Source organism: Streptomyces venezuelae, from assembly GCF_008642295.1.
In the GTDB taxonomy this organism is placed as follows: Bacteria; Actinomycetota; Actinomycetes; order Streptomycetales; family Streptomycetaceae; genus Streptomyces; species Streptomyces venezuelae_C.
This window is the reverse complement of record NZ_CP029190.1, coordinates 2,175,349-2,192,653: the sequence shown is the minus strand read 5'-3', so window position 1 is coordinate 2,192,653 and position 17,305 is coordinate 2,175,349. Positions and strand designations below refer to the sequence as shown.

Genomic DNA, 17,305 nt, shown 5'->3' with positions numbered 1-17,305 from the left:
CCTCTCGCCCCCTTGCCCCCGTTGCCAGGGAACTCCCGATTCGCCCCCGCGTCCAGAGGAACGCACGCCCCGATTCCGCCCCGATTCACGCTCGGCACGCCCGGCGCCGTACCATTCGCGCCATGGCAAAGGCTCCCGTTCTCACCCCCCAGGCGGAGGATTTCCCCCGCTGGTACCAGGATCTGATCAACAAGGCCGAGCTGGCCGACAACGGCCCAGTGCGCGGCACGATGGTCATCCGACCGTACGGCTACGGGCTCTGGGAGCGGATGCAGCAGGAGATGGACGCGCGCATCAAGGACGCGGGCGCCCAGAACGCGTACTTCCCGCTGTTCATCCCGCAGTCGTACCTGACGAAGGAAGCCGAGCACGTCGAGGGCTTCGCCCCCGAGCTCGCGGTCGTCACGCACGGCGGCGGCAAGGAGCTGGAAGAGCCGGTCGTGGTCCGGCCCACCTCCGAGACCATCATCAACGACTACTTCTCCAAGTGGGTCCAGAGCTACCGCGACCTGCCGCTGCTGATCAACCAGTGGGCGAACGTGGTCCGCTGGGAAATGCGCCCCCGGGTGTTCCTCCGTACGAGCGAGTTCCTGTGGCAGGAGGGCCACACGGCGCACGCCAGCTACGAGGACGCCCGCGACTACGCCGCCCGGATCCACCGGGACGTCTACGGCGACTTCATGACCAACGTCCTCGGCATCGACGTGGTCCTGGGCCGCAAGACCGCCAAGGAGCGCTTCGCAGGCGCCATCAACACCCTCACCCTCGAGGGCATGATGGGCGACGGCAAGGCCCTGCAGATGGGCACCAGCCACGAGCTGGGCACCAACTTCGCCAAGGCCTTCAACACCCAGTACCTGTCGAAGGAGGGCAAGCAGGAGCTCGTCTGGCAGACCTCCTGGGGCGTCTCCACCCGCATGGTCGGCGGTCTGATCATGTCCCACGGCGACGACAACGGCCTCCGGGTCCCGCCGCGGCTCGCCCACGTCCAGGTCGTCGTCATGGCGATCAAGGGCGACGAGGCCGTCGCCAAGGTCCGCGAGCTGGGCGACCGGCTCAAGGCCGCGGGCATCCGCGTGCAGGTCGACGACCGGGTGGACACCCCGTTCGGCCGCCGCGCCGTGGACTGGGAGCTCAAGGGCGTACCGGTGCGCATCGAGATCGGCCCCCGCGACCTGGAGGCCGGCACCGCGATGCTGGCCCGCCGGATCCCCGGCGGCAAGACCCCGGTGCAGATCGACTCGCTCGTCGACCTGCTGCCCAAGGTGCTGGACGAGGACCAGGCGCAGCTGCTGCGCGAGTCCCGGGAGCGCCGGGAGTCCCGTACCTCCGACGTGGCCACCATCGGGGAGGCCGCCGAGGCCGCGGTGGCCGGCGGCTGGGCGCGGATCCCGTGGGACGTGCTGGGCCCGGAGGGCGAGGCCAAGCTGGCCGAACAGGCCGTGTCCGTACGCTGCCTGATCGCCGAGGACGGCTCGGTGCCGGAGACGGACGACGCCCCGGGCACCCTGGCCATCGTGGCGCGCTCGTACTGATGTGACCTGATGTGATCCGAGTTGCCTCGGGTGTGCCCCGGACGTAGTCCGGGGCACACCTGTACGTACCGACTCCTCCGGAGTTCTGCGCACCCGTCCTCCTCGGGACGCATGAGACTGAACTGACTGGTACGTGCAAAAAATTTGGAATGGCCCGGAATCGGAACACCGGGGCACCTCGGCTCGTTGTCACGACGTGAGCACGACACCACCTGTTCTCGCCGCAGAGCTGGCGCAGGCGTGGGCCGATATTCAGCGGTACCACCCCGAGCTGCCCGACCTTGCCGCCCCCGAATCCCTGATCGGAGAGTCCTCGTCCGCCTGCGGCGCCGAGCTCTCCTTCGAGCGCCTGCTGCACGAGGCAGTCCACGGCATCGCTGCCGCCCGCGGCGTCCGGGACACCTCGCGGGCCGGCCGCTACCACAACCGCCGGTTCCTCGCGATCGCCGAGGAGATGGGCCTGGACCACTCCGACGAGCCGCACGCCAGCAGCGGCTTCTCGCTGGTCTCGCTCAACCCCGAGGCCAAGAAGCGCTACCGGCCGACCATGGAGCGGCTGCAGCGCGCCCTCAAGGCGCACACCGTGGCCACCGCCGCCGACACCAAGCGCAGCTTCCGGGGCCCGGCCGCCCGGCACGGTTCCTCCGGTGGCGGCGTCCGCGTGAAGGCGGTCTGCGACTGCGGGCGCAACGTCCGGGTGGTGCCGTCCGTGCTCGCTCAGGCCCCCATCGTCTGCGGCGGCTGCGGCAAGCCCTTCCGGATCCCGGAGCCGGCCGTGGCAGCCGCAGCAGCTTCAGCCGCAGCCTCCTGAGCCGGACCGCGCGCATCCGGGCGCCGCAGGCGTATGGCACAATGACTAGCTGTACTCGACAGTCGCACAGGACCCCTCTCTCCTCCGGCTGACGCGTCCATCGGGCACTCGAGTGCCGCAACCCCACGTGGCATCTCATGTGCCCAACCACGTCAAGTTCAGGAGACACCACTCCAGTGGCAGTCAAGATCAAGCTCAAGCGCCTCGGCAAGATTCGCCAGCCGCACTACCGCATCGTCGTCGCCGACGCCCGCACCCGCCGTGACGGTCGCGCGATCGAAGAGATCGGTATCTACCACCCGACGTACAACCCGTCGCGCATCGAGGTCAACGGCGAGCGCGCGCAGTACTGGCTGTCCGTCGGCGCCCAGCCGACCGAGGCCGTGCTCGCGATCCTGAAGCTCACCGGTGACTGGCAGGCGCACAAGGGCCTCCCGGCCCCCGCGCCGCTGCTGCAGCCGGCGACGAAGGAAGACAAGCGTCGTTCCTTCGACGAGTTCGCCAAGGCTCTGGAGGGTGGCGACGCCAAGGGCGAGGCCATCACCCAGAAGGCGAAGAAGGCCGACAAGAAGGCGGACGAGGCTGAGGCCGCCGCCGAGTCGACCGAGGCCTGAGCATGCTCGAGGAGGCTCTTGAGCACCTCGTAAAGGGCATTGTGGACAACCCCGACGACGTGCAGGTCGCCTCGCGCAACCTGCGTCGCGGGCAGGTGCTCGAGGTCCGGGTGCACCCCGACGACCTCGGCAAGGTGATCGGCCGCAACGGCCGCACCGCACGTGCCCTGCGGACCGTCGTGGGCGCCATCGGCGGCCGGGGGATCCGCGTCGACCTCGTCGACGTGGACCAGGTCCGCTGAGCAGTTGAATCACCGGCACGGGCCGGGGAGGGCACACGTGCCCGCCCCGGCCCGTCGTCGTCTGAACAGGAGAGGCAACAGACAGTGGAGCTGGTAGTCGCGCGGATCGGCCGCGCCCACGGCATCAAGGGTGAGGTCACCGTCGAGGTGCGCACGGACGAGCCGGAACTGCGGCTCAGCCCCGGCGCCGTGCTGCGCACCGAACCGGCTTCGGCGGGCCCGCTGACCATCGAGACGGGCCGGGTGCACAGCGGTCGGCTGATGCTGCGCTTCGCCGGCGTCAAGGACCGCACCGCCGCGGAGGCGCTCCGCAACACCCTCCTGATCGCCGACGTGGACCCGGCGGAGCTGCCCGAGGAAGAGGACGAGTACTACGACCACCAGCTGATGGACCTGGACGTGGTGCTCGAGGACGGCACCGAGATCGGCCGGATCACCGAGATCTCCCACCTGCCCTCGCAGGACCTCTTCATCGTCGAGCGCCCCGACGGCACGGAGGTGATGATCCCCTTCGTCGAGGAGATCGTCGCCGAGATCGACCTGGAGGAGCAGCGCTGCGTCATCACCCCGCCGCCCGGGCTGATCGACGACCGCGCCGAGATCGTCTCCACCCGGGACGCCGAGGCCGAGGGCGACGCCTGATGCGCCTGGACGTCGTCACGATCTTCCCCGAGTACCTGGCCCCGCTGAACGTCTCCCTGGTCGGCAAGGCCGCTGCCCGCGGCCGGCTCGACGTACACGTCCACGACCTGCGGGAATGGACGTACGACCGGCACAACACCGTCGACGACACCCCGTACGGCGGCGGACCCGGCATGGTCATGAAGACCGAGCCGTGGGGCGACTGCCTGGACGACGCCCTGGCCGCCGGGTACGAGGCCGGCGCGCACGGCCCGGTCATGGTGGTCCCCACCCCCAGCGGCCGGCCGTTCACCCAGGAACTCGCCGTCGAGCTCTCCGAGAAGCCCTGGCTGATCTTCGCCCCGGCCCGGTACGAGGGCATCGACCGCCGGGTCATGGACGAGTACGCCACCCGCATCCCGGTCTACGAGGTCTCCATCGGGGACTACGTGCTGGCAGGCGGCGAGGCCGCCGTCCTGGTGATCACCGAGGCGGTGGCCCGGCTGCTGCCCGGCGTGCTCGGCAACGCCGAATCCCACCGGGACGACTCCTTCGCCCCCGGCGAGATGGCCAACCTGCTGGAAGGCCCGGTGTACACCAAGCCGCCGGAGTGGCGTGGCCGTGGGATTCCGGAGGTGCTGCTCAGCGGGCACCACGGGAAGATCGCGCGCTGGCGCCGGGACCAGGCCTTCGCCCGTACCGCGCAGCACCGGCCCGACCTGATCGAGCGCACCGAGGCCGCCGCCTTCGACAAGAAGGACCGCGAAACCCTGAGCATCCTGGGCTGGCAGCCGACCCCGGACGGCCGATTTTGGCGCAGGCCCGAGGCCGTGGAAGAATAGGCGGCTGCTGTACGCCCGCGTGCGCCCCTGCCACAGGGGGACCGTCGCCCGCAGGGTGGTACGGCATCCGATCTCTCTACGGAAACCCGCCCGGCGACCTGTGGCGTCGTGCGAAGAAAGCAGACGAAGAACATGTCTTCTCTCCTGGATGGCGTCAACGCCGCCTCCCTGCGTTCGGACGTCCCGGCCTTCCGCCCCGGTGACACCGTCAACGTGCACGTCCGCGTGATCGAGGGCAACCGCTCCCGTATCCAGCAGTTCAAGGGCGTTGTCATCCGTCGCCAGGGCTCTGGCGTCTCCGAGACCTTCACCGTCCGCAAGGTCTCCTTCAGCGTCGGCGTGGAGCGCACCTTCCCGGTGAACTCCCCGATCTTCGAGAAGATCGAGCTCGTCACCCGCGGTGACGTGCGTCGCGCGAAGCTGTACTACCTCCGTGAGCTCCGCGGCAAGGCCGCGAAGATCAAGGAGAAGCGCGACAACTGAACTCGTCTCCGGGTCCCGGGGGCGGCCGGATAGGCTCCCTCCGATGGACACCGAAGCACGACTCACGCAACGCGGCCACTCTTCCCCCGGCGAGGGGGAGGAGGGGCCGCGTTGTGCGTTGTCCGGCCCCCCGGCCCGGCGGCTGCCCTGGTGGTCGCGGCTGCCGCGGCCGACCTGGGGGCGGGCGGTCGTGGCCGGCCTGGTGGGCGCGGTCGGGCTGCTGGTGTTCAGCAATTTCGTCCTCCAGCCCTTCCTCATCCCGAGCCGGTCGATGGAGCCCACCCTCGAGGTCGGGGACCGGGTGCTGGTCAACAAGCTGGCGTACCGTTTCGGCGATCAGCCGCAGCGCGGTGACGTCGTGGTCTTCGACGGCACCGGCTCCTTCGTACGCGAACGCCCCGAGGGCAACCCGGTCGGCGAGGCCCTGCACGGAGCAGCCGCCTCACTCGGCCTCGCCGAGCCCGCCGACACGCACTTCGTGAAGCGGGTCGTGGGCGTGGGCGGGGACGACGTGGTGTGCTGCGACGCCCAGGGACGGATCAAGGTCAACGGGGAGCCCCTGGCAGAGCCGTACCTGTACCCCGGCGACGCGCCCTCCAAGGTGCCCTTCAGAATCGTCGTCCCGCTGGGCACCCTGTGGGTCATGGGTGACCACCGCTCCCAGTCCCGTGACTCCCGGGACCACCTCGGGTCGCCGGGCGGCGGCATGGTGCCGGTGGACAAGGTGATCGGGCGGGCCGACTTCATCGGCTGGCCGCTCTCGCGCTGGGGCAGATCCGGCGGACCCGGTGATACGCATGGGTAGCCGCGGGCGGCCCCGCTCCGAGCGGGACCAGGAGCTGGCCGCCCTGGGAGGGCGGGCCGAACGGCGCCGGCTGGCGCGCAAGATCCGGCGCCGGCGGCGCACCCGCCGGGCCGGCGAGCTGCCGCTGCTGGTGGTCGTGGCGCTGTGCATCGCCCTGCTCCTCAAGACCTTCCTAGTCCAGGCCTTCTCCATCCCCTCCGGCTCCATGGAGCAGACCATCCGGATCGGCGACCGGGTGCTCGTCGACAAGCTGACCCCGTGGTTCGGCGCCAAGGCCGAGCGCGGGGACGTGGTGGTCTTCAAGGACCCCGGCGGCTGGCTGCGGGGCGAGAGCGCCCGGCCGCCCCGGGACCCGGTCGGCGTCAAACAGGTCAAGCAGGCCCTGACCTTCATCGGACTGCTGCCCTCCGCCGACGAGCAGGACCTGATCAAGCGGGTCATCGGGGTGGGCGGGGACACCGTCAAGTGCTGCGATGCCAAGGGGCGGGTCAGCGTCAACGGCTACGCGCTGGACGAGCCGTACGTGATGCGCGGCAACACACCCTCCGACATCCGGTTCGAAGTGCGGGTGCCGGAGGGCCGGCTGTTCGTGATGGGCGACCACCGCGCCAATTCGGCCGACTCCCGCTACCACCTGGACGAAGCCTTCCAGGGGACCATCGACGAGAAGGGCGTGGTGGGCCGCGCCTTCGTGATCGCCTGGCCGACCGACCACTGGAGCGCCCTGGACCGGCCCGCCGTATTCGCCTCGGTGCCCGACCCCGCGCGGCGAGGACGCCGTCGCCCCAGGCCCGTCGCATAGTGTGTCCTCCGTCTCCCGAGCCTTAGGGAACTCCCGCTCGTTAGGGGAGTGGAGGGCTTGCGTCTGTTCCGGCGCGGGCGGGTGTTTCGAGTTGAGGAGTGGATGTGGGGGACGTGGCAGTAGGCGCACGATCCGGACGCGACGAGCCCGAGGAGCGGCCGGACCGGCTCGAGCGGCCGGAGGATGCCGCCGACGGTGCCCAAAAGGGGCGACCCTCACCCACCGACGGCGCCGACGACACCGTCGAGGACGATGACGCCCCGCCCCCCCAGCGTTCCTTCTGGAAGGAACTGCCGCTGCTCATCGGCATCGCCCTGCTGCTGGCGCTGCTGATCAAGACCTTCCTCGTGCAGGCGTTCTCCATCCCGTCCGACTCGATGCAGGACACCCTGCAGCGCGGTGACCGGGTGCTGGTCGACAAGCTCACCCCGTGGTTCGGCTCCGAGCCCAAGCGCGGCGAGGTCGTGGTCTTCCACGACCCGGCGCAGTGGCTGGCGGGCGAGCCCACCCCTGATCCCAATGCCTTCCAGAAGGTCCTCAGCTGGATCGGCCTGATGCCGTCCGCGGAGGAGAAGGACCTGATCAAGCGGGTCATCGCGGTCGGCGGGGACACCGTGGAGTGCCAGAAGGGCGGCCCGGTCAAGGTCAACGGGAAGGCGCTGCAGGAGGAGAGCTACATCTACCCCGGCAACACCCCGTGCGACGACAAGCCGTTCGGCCCGCTCAAGGTTCCGGCCGACCACATCTGGGTGATGGGTGACCACCGGCAGAACTCCTACGACTCCCGGTGGCACCAGGACGACGTGACCAAGGGCTTCGTGCCCAACGACAAGGTCGTCGGGCGGGCCGTGGTGGTGGCCTGGCCGGTCACCCGTTGGTCCACGCTGCCGGTCCCGGACACCTTCGACCAGCCCGGCATCGGCAACCAGGCCGCGGCGGCGGCCGTCGGGCTCGCCCCGGCCGTGGGGGGCCTGGCCGGAGCGGTGCCGGTCGTCCTGTGGCGGCGGCGGAGGCTGACCGCCGGGCATATCGCCAGGTAGATTGCCGCCCAGGTCGACGATCTCCGGAGTGTGGGGGGCGCTGGGATGGGCGGATCAGAACGAGTGACAGGTGGCCGCGGTCGCCTCGGCAACGTGTTGTCGGGGCTGGCCGTGGCCATCGGCTTTGCGCTGTTCCTGGGCGGGTTCGTATGGGGTGCGCTGGTCTACCGGCCGTACACGATTCCCACCGATTCGATGATGCCGACGGTCCAGCCGGGGGACCGGGTGCTGGCGGAGCGAATAAGCGGCGGCGAGGTGCGCCGCGGCGACGTGGTGATTTTTACTGATTCCGTGTGGAGCAACGCGCCCATGGTGAAGCGGGTCGTCGGCATCGGCGGCGACACCGTCCGATGCTGCGCCCAGGGCGGCCGGCTGACGGTGAACGGCAAGGAGCTGGACGAGCCGTACATCGACGACATCAAGGCCGACGGCTCCGGCAAGGACTCCGGAATGGCCTCGGAGACCCCGTTCGAGGTGAAGGTCCCCGAAGGCAAGCTCTTCCTGCTGGGCGACCGGCGGGCCGCCTCGCTGGACTCCCGGGCCCACCTGCAGGAAGCCGGCCAGGGCACGGTGGACCGCAGCGCGGTCAGCGCGCGGGTGGACGCCCGGGCCTGGCCCTCGGCCGAGATGCTGGAGCGCCCGCGGGCCTACGCCGGGCTGCCCGGCGGGGTGTCCGAGCCGGGGCCGCTGCGGATCCAGCTGATGGCCGTGGTGGCGGGCGCCGTACTGGTGGTGGCCGGGGCCGCGCACGGGCCGGTCGCGCGGAGGTTCGGCCGGGCGGGGCGGGAACCGGCCCGTGTCGGCTGAGCTGCCGCCGGTGCCGCCGGTGCCGCCGGTGCCGCCGGTGCCGCCGGTGCCGCCGGGCGGGCCGCAGGCCGTCGGGACGTCGCCGGGCGGGCCGCGCAAGGTCTCGCGGGTGATCCTGCTGGACCCGGCGGACCGGATCCTGCTGCTGCACGGCTTCGAGCCGGGCGATCCGGCCGACGACTGGTGGTTCACCCCGGGCGGCGGTGTGGAGGGCACCGAGACCCGGGAGCAGGCCGCGCTGCGCGAACTCGCGGAGGAGACGGGGATCACACAGGTGGACCTGGGGCCGGTGCTCTGGCACCGGTACTGCTCGTTCCCCTTCGACGGGCGGCGCTGGGAGCAGGACGAGTGGTACTTCCTGGCCCGTACCGACCGGACGGAGATCACCCCGGCCGGCCTCACCGAGCTGGAACGACGCAGTGTCGCCGGAGCCAGATGGTGGACCTCCGAGGAACTTCTCTCGGCCCGTGAGACGGTGTACCCGACCAGACTCGCCGAGCTGTTCCGCACACTGCTCGACGACGGTCCTCCGGTTGCGCCGGTGGTCCTGGCCCCGGAAATCGTTTAGGGGCACCCAGGGCTGGCGCACAATAGGGGGACGCACGGCTGAAGGGGAACATGCCATGAGCGCCGAGGACCTCGAGAAGTACGAGACCGAGATGGAGCTGAAGCTCTATCGCGAGTACCGCGACGTCGTCGGGCTGTTCAAGTACGTGATCGAGACGGAACGCCGTTTCTACCTGACCAACGACTACGAGATGCAGGTGCACTCGGTCCAGGGCGAGGTGTTCTTCGAGGTCTCGATGGCGGACGCCTGGGTCTGGGACATGTACCGGCCGGCCCGCTTCGTGAAGCAGGTACGGGTGCTGACCTTCAAGGACGTGAACATCGAGGAGCTCAACAAGAGCGACCTCGAGCTGCCGGGCAGCTGATCTGCCGGCTGTCTGAGCCACCCGTGTGGGCTCACCCGTGTGGGTGATGGAGTTATCCACACGGGCCCGGTCATCCACCAAGATCCACAGGGTGGGCGGGGGTGCGGGACCGTCGGTGCCGGAGGTGGTACCGATGGGTTCACAACGGCACGCACAACGGCAGACGCGGCGGAGCGCAGAGCCGACCGCACGCCAGGGCATGGCCCTGGCCCTGGGAAGGTACGGCGAGGACCTGGCCGCGCGGCGGCTGGCCGAGGCCGGGATGACGGTGATCGCGCGGAACTGGCGGTCCGGCCGGAGCGGGGAGATCGACATCCTCGCCCGCGACGGGGACGCGCTGGTGGTCTGCGAGGTCAAGACCCGTCGGGCGGGTCCCTTCGAGCATCCGATGGAGGCGCTCCGGCCCCGCAAGGCGGACCGGTTGCGGAGGCTGGCCGAGTGCTGGCTCGCCGATCACGGCGGACCGCCCCCGGGCGGGGTCCGGATCGACCTGGTCGGGGTGCTGCTCCCGCGGCGCGGCGCACCCGTGGTGGAACACGCCAGGGGGGTGGCGTGATGGGGTTCGCGCGGACCTGTTCGGTGGCCCTGACCGGGGTGGAAGGCGTGCTGGTGGAGGTCCAGGCCGACCTGGAACCGGGCCTGGCGGCGTTCACCCTGGTCGGCCTGCCCGACAAGACCCTGTTCGAAAGCCGGGACCGGGTCCGGGCGGCGGTGGTGAACTCGGGCGCCGACTGGCCGCAGAAGAAGCTGACGGTGGGCCTGAGCCCGGCGTCCGTGCCCAAATCGGGAGCCGGCTTCGACCTGGCCGTGGCCACGGCGGTGCTGGCCGCGGCCGAGCGCCTGGACCCGGAGGTGATCGCCGACCTGGTGCTGATCGGCGAGCTCGGCCTGGACGGCGGGGTCCGCCCGGTCCGGGGGATCCTCCCGGCGGTGCTGGCCGCCGCGGAGGCCGGGCACGGTCAGGTGGTGGTCCCCGAGGCCTGCGCGGCAGAGGCCGCCCTGGTGCCCGACGTGGCCGTCCTCGGCATCCGCAGCCTGCGTCAGCTGATCGCGATCCTCAACGACACCGAGGTCCCGGAGGAACCCCCGGCCGCGGCGGGGGGTTCCGACCGGATGCCGCCGGGCCTGCTCCTGCCGGGGGCGGGCTCGGGGACGGGTCCGCCGCCGGGCGGCGGCCGGGCCGGCGGCGGGACGGGACCGGCCGCGGCCGACGGGTCCGACGGGTCCGGCGGGTCTGGCGGGCCCGGGCGGCCCGACCTGGCCGATGTCGGGGGACAGCGCGCCGCCCGGCGCGCCCTGGAAGTGGCCGCGGCCGGCGGCCACCACCTCTTCCTCAGCGGACCACCGGGCGCCGGCAAAACCATGCTCGCCGAGCGGCTGCCCGGAATCATGCCGCCGCTCAGCCGGAAGGACTCCCTCGAAGTCACCGCCGTCCACTCGGTCGCCGGGATCCTCCAGCCCGGCGAGCCGATGATCTCCGCCCCGCCCTACTGCGCACCGCACCACTCGGCGACCATGCAGTCCCTGGTCGGCGGCGGCAGCGGACTGCCCCGGCCCGGGGCCGTCTCGCTCGCCCACCGCGGGGTGCTCTTCCTGGACGAGGCGCCGGAATTCAGCACCAAGGCACTGGACGCCCTGCGACAGCCGCTGGAGTCCGGGCAGGTGTTCGTGGCCCGGGCGGCCGGTGTGGTGCGGCTGCCCGCCCGGTTCCTGATGGTGCTCGCAGCGAATCCCTGCCCCTGCGGCCGGCACACCCTGTACGGGGCCGGGTGCGACTGCCCGCCCTCGGTGATCCGGCGCTACCAGGCGCGGCTGTCCGGACCACTGCTCGACCGGGTCGATCTGCGGGTCGAGGTGCAGCCGGTCACCCGGGCCGATCTGCTCGGCCAGGGCGGGCGGGGCGAGTCCAGCGCGGCCGTGGCCGGACGGGTGGCCGAGGCCAGGGCCCGGGCCGCGGCCAGACTGGCGGGTACCCCCTGGACCGTCAACAGTGAAATCCCCGGACACGAGCTGCGTACCCGCTGGCAACCGGCCCCCGGAGCGCTGGCTCAGGCCGAGCGGGACCTGGAGCGGGGCCTGCTCACCGCGCGCGGGCTGGACCGGGTGCTGCGGGTCGCCTGGACCGTCGCCGACCTGGGCGGCAAGGACTCCCCGGACGCGCTGGACGTGGCCGTCGCCCTGGAGCTCCGCACCGGGATCGCCCGCGGGACGCCGATCGGCACCGGAGCCGCATCATGAGCGCCGGCCGGGAGGAGCTGCTGGCGCGGGCCGCGCTGACCCGGGTGCTGGAACCCGGCGAGGAACTCGGCGGGCGGTGGCTGCGCCGGTGGGGGGCCGTGCGGCTGATACGGATGCTCAGCGCGGAGGGGGCCGCAGGGACGGAGGCGCCGGACGGCGCCGGGGCCGAGCGCCTGGCCGGGTACCGGAAGCGGGCGGTCGCCGCCGACCCGGAGCGGGACCTGGCACAGATCGCCGAGGCCGGCGGGCGGTTCGTGGTCCCCGGCTCCCCGGAATGGCCCGGACAGCTCGACGACCTCGGGGACGCCCGGCCGGTCGGGCTGTGGCTGTGCGGCAGCCCGCACCTGCGGATATGGGCGCTGCGCTCGGTGGCCGTGGTCGGCGCCCGCGCCTGTACCCCGTACGGGGCCCATATGGCACAGACGCTGGCCGCAGGGCTCGCCGAGCGCGGCTGGGTGGTGGTCTCCGGCGCGGCGTACGGGATCGACGGCGCCGCCCACCGCGGGGCCCTGGCCGCGGGCGGAGCCACCGCCGCCGTACTGGCCTGCGGGGTCGACGTCCGGTACCCGCGGGGACACGCCGGGCTGATCGGCCGCATCGGCCGGCAGGGACTGCTCATCGGGGAGCTGCCGCCCGGCAGCCACCCCACGCCCAGCCGGTTCGTCCTGCGCAACCGGGTCATCGCGGCCCTCACCCGCGGCACGGTCGTGGTCGAGGCCGCCTACCGCAGCGGCTCGCTGGTCACCGCGCGGCGGGCCCGGGAGCTCGGCCGGTTCGTGATGGGCGTTCCCGGCCCGGCCACCAGCGGGCTCTCCGCCGGGGTGCACGAACTGCTGCGCGGCGAGGCCGAGCTGGTCACCGATGCGGCCGAGGTCGTGGAACTGGTGGGCGGCATCGGGGAGCTGGCGCCGGTGCGGCGCGGACCGGTGCTGGCCCGCGACCTGCTCGACCCGGCGGCCCGCCGGGTCCTGGAGGCGCTGCCGGCCGGCCGGACGGCAACCGCGGCCGAGCTGGCCCTCGCCGTGGGCACCGGCACCGATGAAGTCATCGGCAGACTGTACGAACTTCACTCTCTGGGGTTCGTCGAACGGCAAGGCGACGGCTGGAAGTTGACCGCACGGACGGATGGCGCGGCCACCGAAACCGGAGTCACCCGGCGAGGCGGTCGTTGACCTGGGGCGTTCCGGTGAAAGAGTGAAGCCGATGAGAGACGCGGTCTTCCGGGTGGCAGCCGCCGGGACTGTGCGCGAGGCGCCGGTCCCGGGCCGCCCGCGCGGTGCAGGGAGCCTTTGCGCCCCCGCGCGATCCCGTACTCTTCGCGCACCGCGACACTTCAGTCACGCTACGCTCGCAAGGAATCCGGCCCCGACAAAGGCGAAGCATGCCCCAGCACACCTCAGGGTCTGACCGCGCCGCGGCACCCCCCGCTGCCCGCGGCAGCGTGCGGTCCACCGCGCCCTCGTCCCTGGACGCGCTGTGGCGCTCGTACAAGGACTCGGGGGACGAGAGACTGCGGGAGCAGCTGATCCTGCACTACTCGCCGCTGGTGAAGTACGTGGCCGGCCGGGTCAGCGTCGGCCTGCCGCCCAACGTCGAGCAGGCGGACTTCGTCTCCTCCGGGGTGTTCGGACTGATCGACGCCATCGAGAAGTTCGACATCGACCGCTCCATCAAGTTCGAGACCTATGCCATCACCCGCATCCGCGGCGCGATGATCGACGAACTGCGTGCCCTGGACTGGATCCCCCGGTCCGTGCGCCAGAAGGCCCGGGCCGTGGAGCGGGCCTATGCCACCCTCGAAGCCCAGCTGCGGCGCACCCCGACGGAGGCCGAGGTGGCTGCCGAGATGGGGGTCGGGGTGGAGGAACTGCACTCCGTCTTCAGCCAGTTGTGGCTGGCCAACGTGGTCGCCCTGGAAGACCTGCTGCACGTCGGGGGCGAGGGCGGCGACCGGCTCTCCCTGATGGACACCCTGGAGGACACCGCCGCCGACAACCCGGTGGAGGTGGCCGAGGACCGGGAGCTGCGCCGGCTGCTGGCCCGGGCCATCAACACCCTCCCGGAAAGGGAGAAGACCGTGGTCACCCTCTACTACTACGAGGGGCTCACCCTGGCCGAGATCGGCCATGTCCTGGGCGTCACCGAGAGCCGGGTCAGCCAGATCCACACCAAGTCGGTCCTGCAGCTGCGGGCCAAGCTGGCGGATGTCGGCCGCTGACCTTGCGCGGCCTCCGTAGAGTGGTGCTGTGCCCAGGATTCGAGCGGCCTCGGTGGCCGAGCACCGGACGATGCAGCGCGGCGCCCTGCTGGATGCCGCGCGATCCCTGCTGTCGGAAGGCGGGACCGAAGCGCTGACCTTCCCCGCCCTGGCCGAGCGGACCGGCCTCGCCAGGTCCTCCGTCTACGAGTACTTCCGCTCCCGGGCGGCGGTGGTCGAAGAGCTCTGCGCCGTGGACTTCCCGGTGTGGGCGGCGGAGATCGAGGCCGCGATGCAGGCGGCCCCCACGCCCGAGGCCAAGATCGAGGCCTATGTGCGGCAGCAGCTGTCCCTGGTCGGGGACCGGCGGCACCGCGCGGTGGTGGCGATCTCCGCCAGCGAGCTGGACGCCGGTGCCCGGGAGAAGATCCGCGCGGCGCACGGCGGACTGGTGGCGATGATCGTCGAGGCCCTGGGCGCCCTGGGCCATGCACAGCCCCGGCTCGCCGCGATGCTCCTGCAGGGCGTGGTCGACGCCGCCGTCCGCAGGATCGAGCTGGGGGCCGCCGAGGATCCCGCCGAGGTCACCGAGGCCGCCGTTGCGATGGCCCTGCGGGGCGTCCGGGGCTGACGCTCCGGACCCGCTGCCGGCGAACGGCAGCAGCCGCGGGCTCCGGCGGGGGAGCAGCCCCAGCGGATTCAGATAGGTCTCGCCGGCCAGCAGCCCCCAGTGCAGACAGGCCCTTGCCCCGGACCCGGACCCGGACCCGGACCCGCAGTGACTGCCGGCGGTCAGCACGGCCACCAACTGCCCGGCCCGCACCTGCTCGCCCGCCGTGACCAGCGGCCGGACCGGCTCGTACGTGGTGCGCAGCCCACCCGGGAGGGTGAGCGAGAGCACCCCGCGGCCCGCCACCTGTCCGGCGTAATGCACCAGCCCCGGCCCCACCGCCCGCACCCCGGCCCCCACCGGGGCCGCCAGGTCCACGCCCCGGTGCCCGGCCGCGTACGGGGTGGGCGGCGGATCCCACCAGCGCACCACGTCCAGCGGCCCGGGCAGCGGGCGCACATACGACGGCCCCGGGTCCCGCACAGCGGACGGGAGCAGGGTCAGCAGCAGGGCGAGCAGCAGTGCGGTCATGGACGGCAGGGTCCCGCGGGAACCGGCCGCCGCGCCCCGCCCTGTGGACGACGGCACCGCTGTGGACAAGGGGCGTCACCCGGCACGGCACACGGTCCCGTACACTTCTTGTGGCGATCCGGGTCACCGGGTCGACTTCGCACGCCCCAGCACCGGCCGGAAACGGCACAGGTGACAGCGTCTCTCGGTCCCCTCTCGGGGGCAGGGCGCGGCGGGGCGTCAGGATGCAACCGAGAATTCAAGGAGATACGGCCATGGCCGTCGTCACGATGCGGGAGCTGCTGGAAAGCGGCGTCCACTTCGGTCACCAGACCCGTCGCTGGAACCCGAAGATGAAGCGCTTCATCTTCACCGAGCGCAACGGCATCTACATCATCGACCTGCTCCAGTCGCTGTCGTACATCGACCGCGCCTACGAGTTCGTCAAGGAGACCGTCGCGCACGGCGGCTCCATCATGTTCGTCGGTACCAAGAAGCAGGCGCAGGAGGCGATCGCCGAGCAGGCGACCCGCGTCGGCATGCCCTACGTCAACCAGCGCTGGCTGGGCGGCATGCTCACCAACTTCTCCACCGTCTACAAGCGCCTTCAGCGTCTGAAGGAGCTCGAGGCGATCGACTTCGAGGACGTGGCCGCCTCCGGCCTCACCAAGAAGGAGCTCCTGGTCCTCTCCCGCGAGAAGGCCAAGCTGGAGAAGACCCTCGGCGGTATCCGCGAGATGTCGAAGGTTCCCAGCGCCGTCTGGATCGTCGACACCAAGAAGGAGCACATCGCCGTCGGTGAGGCGCGCAAGCTCCACATCCCGGTCGTCGCGATCCTCGACACCAACTGCGACCCCGACGAGGTCGACTACAAGATCCCGGGCAACGACGACGCGATCCGCTCCGTCACCCTGCTCACCCGCGTGATCGCCGACGCCGTCGCCGAGGGCCTCATCGCCCGCTCCGGCGCTGCGACCGGTGACTCGAAGCCGGGCGACAAGGCCGCCGCCGAGCCGCTCGCCGAGTGGGAGCGCGACCTGCTCGAGGGCGAGAAGAAGGCCGACGACGCCGAGGCTCCGGCCGAGGCTGCTGCCGAGGCCCCCGCGGCCGAGGCTCCGGCCGCCGAGGCCCCGGCCGCCGACGCCGAGCAGGCCTGACCCACTGAGAGCGCCCTGAGTTCACTCCCAGGGCACTCACAGCACGGACGATGACGACGGGGGACGGTGCGAACCAAGCACCGCCCCCCGCCGTTCACCCGTAGATCTACGACTTCGAGAGAGAATCACAGACTCATGGCGAACTACACCGCCGCTGACGTCAAGAAGCTCCGCGAGCTCACCGGCGTCGGCATGATGGACTGCAAGAAGGCGCTCGAGGAGGCCGACGGCGACGTCGAGAAGGCCCAGGAAGCGCTGCGCATCAAGGGCCAGAAGGGCGTCGCCAAGCGCGAGGGCCGTTCCGCCGAGAACGGTGCCGTCGTCTCCCTCATCGCCGACGACAACACCTCCGGTGTCCTGGTCGAGCTGAAGTGCGAGACGGACTTCGTGGCCAAGGGCCAGAAGTTCCAGGACGTCGCCGCCACGCTCGCCGAGCACGTCGCGAAGACCTCCCCGGCCGACCTCGCGGCGCTGCTCGCCTCCGAGATCGAGGCCGGCAAGACCGTCCAGGCGTTCGTCGACGAGGCCAACGCCCTCCTCGGCGAGAAGATCGTCCTGGACCGCTTCGCCCAGTACGCCGACGGTTTCGTCTCCGCGTACATGCACCGCACCATGCCCGACCTGCCCCCGCAGATCGGTGTTCTCGTCGAGTTCGACAAGGAGAACGCCGAGCTCGCCAAGGGTGTCGCGCAGCACATCGCCGCCTTCGCGCCGAAGTACCTCACCCGTGAGGACGTCCCGGCCGAGGTCATCGAGTCCGAGCGTCGCGTCGCCGAGGAGACCACCCGCGCCGAGGGCAAGCCCGAGGCCGCGCTCCCGAAGATCGTCGAGGGCCGCGTGAACGCGTTCTTCAAGGACGCCACCCTGCTGGGCCAGCCGTACGCGCTGGACCAGAAGAAGTCCGTCCAGCAGATCCTGGACGAGGCCGGTGTCACCCTGAAGCGCTTCACCCGCATCAAGGTCGGCATCTGAGTCCGTCCGTACCGCGACGGACACCGGACCCCGGTAGGGTCTGAGGCAGTCGTCCGCGCTCGCGCAGGACGACCGCAGATCTGACGA

The 17,305-nt window shown here is 71.5% G+C and carries 19 protein-coding genes and 2 pseudogenes; 20 read left to right on the top strand and 1 reads right to left on the bottom strand.

The genetic code is table 11. The features are described from left to right. The first annotated feature begins 122 nt into the window (after positions 1–122). From proS to DEJ50_RS09390, 18 genes and pseudogenes are all read left to right on the top strand, one after another. The gene (gene proS, locus DEJ50_RS09475; protein WP_150207123.1) at positions 123–1,535 is read left to right on the top strand and encodes a proline--tRNA ligase; all 1,413 of its coding nucleotides are present in this window, start codon (positions 123–125) and stop codon (positions 1,533–1,535) included. 196 nt (positions 1,536–1,731) lie between these two features. Further along, a complete protein-coding gene (locus tag DEJ50_RS09470; RefSeq protein WP_150207122.1) occupies positions 1,732–2,346 on the top strand; it encodes a hypothetical protein in 615 nt (204 codons plus the stop codon). 176 nt (positions 2,347–2,522) lie between these two features. Then, positions 2,523–2,960 (top strand): 30S ribosomal protein S16, encoded by a 438-nt coding sequence (rpsP, locus tag DEJ50_RS09465; protein ID WP_150207121.1) that lies wholly within the window; start codon positions 2,523–2,525, stop codon positions 2,958–2,960. Positions 2,961–2,962: 2 nt separating this feature from the next. Continuing rightward, positions 2,963–3,202, top strand: a complete 240-nt coding sequence (locus tag DEJ50_RS09460) for an RNA-binding protein (RefSeq protein ID WP_007266827.1) — start codon at positions 2,963–2,965, stop codon at positions 3,200–3,202. 84 nt (positions 3,203–3,286) lie between these two features. Then, complete coding sequence (rimM, locus tag DEJ50_RS09455) at positions 3,287–3,844, top strand: ribosome maturation factor RimM (protein ID WP_150207120.1); 558 nt, start codon at positions 3,287–3,289, stop codon at positions 3,842–3,844. Then, on the top strand, positions 3,844–4,665 hold the full coding sequence (trmD, locus tag DEJ50_RS09450; RefSeq protein ID WP_150207119.1) for a tRNA (guanosine(37)-N1)-methyltransferase TrmD: 822 nt from the start codon (positions 3,844–3,846) through the stop codon (positions 4,663–4,665). The genes rimM and trmD overlap by 1 nt, the downstream gene beginning before the upstream one ends. Before the next feature lie 132 nt (positions 4,666–4,797). Then, entirely contained in the window at positions 4,798–5,148 is a 351-nt protein-coding gene (gene rplS / locus DEJ50_RS09445) for a 50S ribosomal protein L19 (protein WP_150207118.1), read from the top strand. A gap of 43 nt (positions 5,149–5,191) precedes the next feature. Next, positions 5,192–5,953 (top strand): signal peptidase I, encoded by a 762-nt coding sequence (gene lepB / locus DEJ50_RS09440; protein ID WP_150207117.1) that lies wholly within the window; start codon positions 5,192–5,194, stop codon positions 5,951–5,953. Then, positions 5,946–6,939 (top strand): annotated as a pseudogene (lepB, locus tag DEJ50_RS09435) (signal peptidase I); the annotation flags it as partial. The gene lepB (DEJ50_RS09440) and the pseudogene lepB (DEJ50_RS09435), both read left to right, overlap by 8 nt. Next, positions 6,869–7,795, top strand: coding sequence for a signal peptidase I (gene lepB, locus DEJ50_RS09430; protein WP_150207116.1), 927 nt, complete (start codon positions 6,869–6,871; stop codon positions 7,793–7,795). The pseudogene lepB (DEJ50_RS09435) and the gene lepB (DEJ50_RS09430), both read left to right, overlap by 71 nt. 45 nt (positions 7,796–7,840) lie before the next feature. Beyond that, complete coding sequence (lepB, locus tag DEJ50_RS09425; protein WP_150207115.1) at positions 7,841–8,602, top strand: signal peptidase I; 762 nt, start codon at positions 7,841–7,843, stop codon at positions 8,600–8,602. A 46-nt stretch (positions 8,603–8,648) separates the two neighbouring features. Continuing rightward, positions 8,649–9,170 carry an NUDIX hydrolase gene (locus tag DEJ50_RS09420; RefSeq protein WP_150212022.1) on the top strand — a complete coding sequence of 174 codons (522 nt, stop codon included), beginning with the start codon at positions 8,649–8,651 and terminating at the stop codon, positions 9,168–9,170. Positions 9,171–9,225: 55 nt separating this feature from the next. After that, the gene (locus tag DEJ50_RS09415; protein WP_005311352.1) at positions 9,226–9,534 is read left to right on the top strand and encodes a DUF2469 domain-containing protein; all 309 of its coding nucleotides are present in this window, start codon (positions 9,226–9,228) and stop codon (positions 9,532–9,534) included. A 199-nt stretch (positions 9,535–9,733) separates the two neighbouring features. Further along, the gene (locus DEJ50_RS09410; RefSeq protein WP_150212021.1) at positions 9,734–10,090 is read left to right on the top strand and encodes a YraN family protein; all 357 of its coding nucleotides are present in this window, start codon (positions 9,734–9,736) and stop codon (positions 10,088–10,090) included. Then, positions 10,090–11,772: a YifB family Mg chelatase-like AAA ATPase gene (locus tag DEJ50_RS09405; protein ID WP_150212020.1), complete on the top strand. Its 1,683-nt coding sequence runs from the start codon at positions 10,090–10,092 to the stop codon at positions 11,770–11,772. Before DEJ50_RS09410 ends, DEJ50_RS09405 begins: the two co-directional genes overlap by 1 nt. Beyond that, positions 11,769–12,944, top strand: coding sequence for a DNA-processing protein DprA (gene dprA, locus DEJ50_RS09400; protein WP_150207114.1), 1,176 nt, complete (start codon positions 11,769–11,771; stop codon positions 12,942–12,944). The genes DEJ50_RS09405 and dprA overlap by 4 nt, the downstream gene beginning before the upstream one ends. 209 nt (positions 12,945–13,153) lie before the next feature. After that, a complete protein-coding gene (whiG, locus tag DEJ50_RS09395) occupies positions 13,154–13,990 on the top strand; it encodes an RNA polymerase sigma factor WhiG (protein ID WP_150207113.1) in 837 nt (278 codons plus the stop codon). Positions 13,991–14,060: 70 nt separating this feature from the next. After that, positions 14,061–14,600 (top strand): TetR/AcrR family transcriptional regulator, encoded by a 540-nt coding sequence (locus tag DEJ50_RS09390; protein ID WP_190344916.1) that lies wholly within the window; start codon positions 14,061–14,063, stop codon positions 14,598–14,600. A gap of 75 nt (positions 14,601–14,675) precedes the next feature. Here the strand turns inward: DEJ50_RS09390 and DEJ50_RS09385 are convergent. Continuing rightward, positions 14,676–15,110, bottom strand: a pseudogene (locus tag DEJ50_RS09385) (M23 family metallopeptidase); the annotation flags it as partial. A gap of 254 nt (positions 15,111–15,364) precedes the next feature. Between DEJ50_RS09385 and rpsB the strand changes: the two are divergent. Then, complete coding sequence (rpsB, locus tag DEJ50_RS09380) at positions 15,365–16,246, top strand: 30S ribosomal protein S2 (protein ID WP_150207112.1); 882 nt, start codon at positions 15,365–15,367, stop codon at positions 16,244–16,246. Positions 16,247–16,381: 135 nt separating this feature from the next. Then, complete coding sequence (gene tsf, locus DEJ50_RS09375) at positions 16,382–17,218, top strand: translation elongation factor Ts (RefSeq protein WP_150207111.1); 837 nt, start codon at positions 16,382–16,384, stop codon at positions 17,216–17,218. The last annotated feature ends 87 nt before the right edge of the window (positions 17,219–17,305 follow it).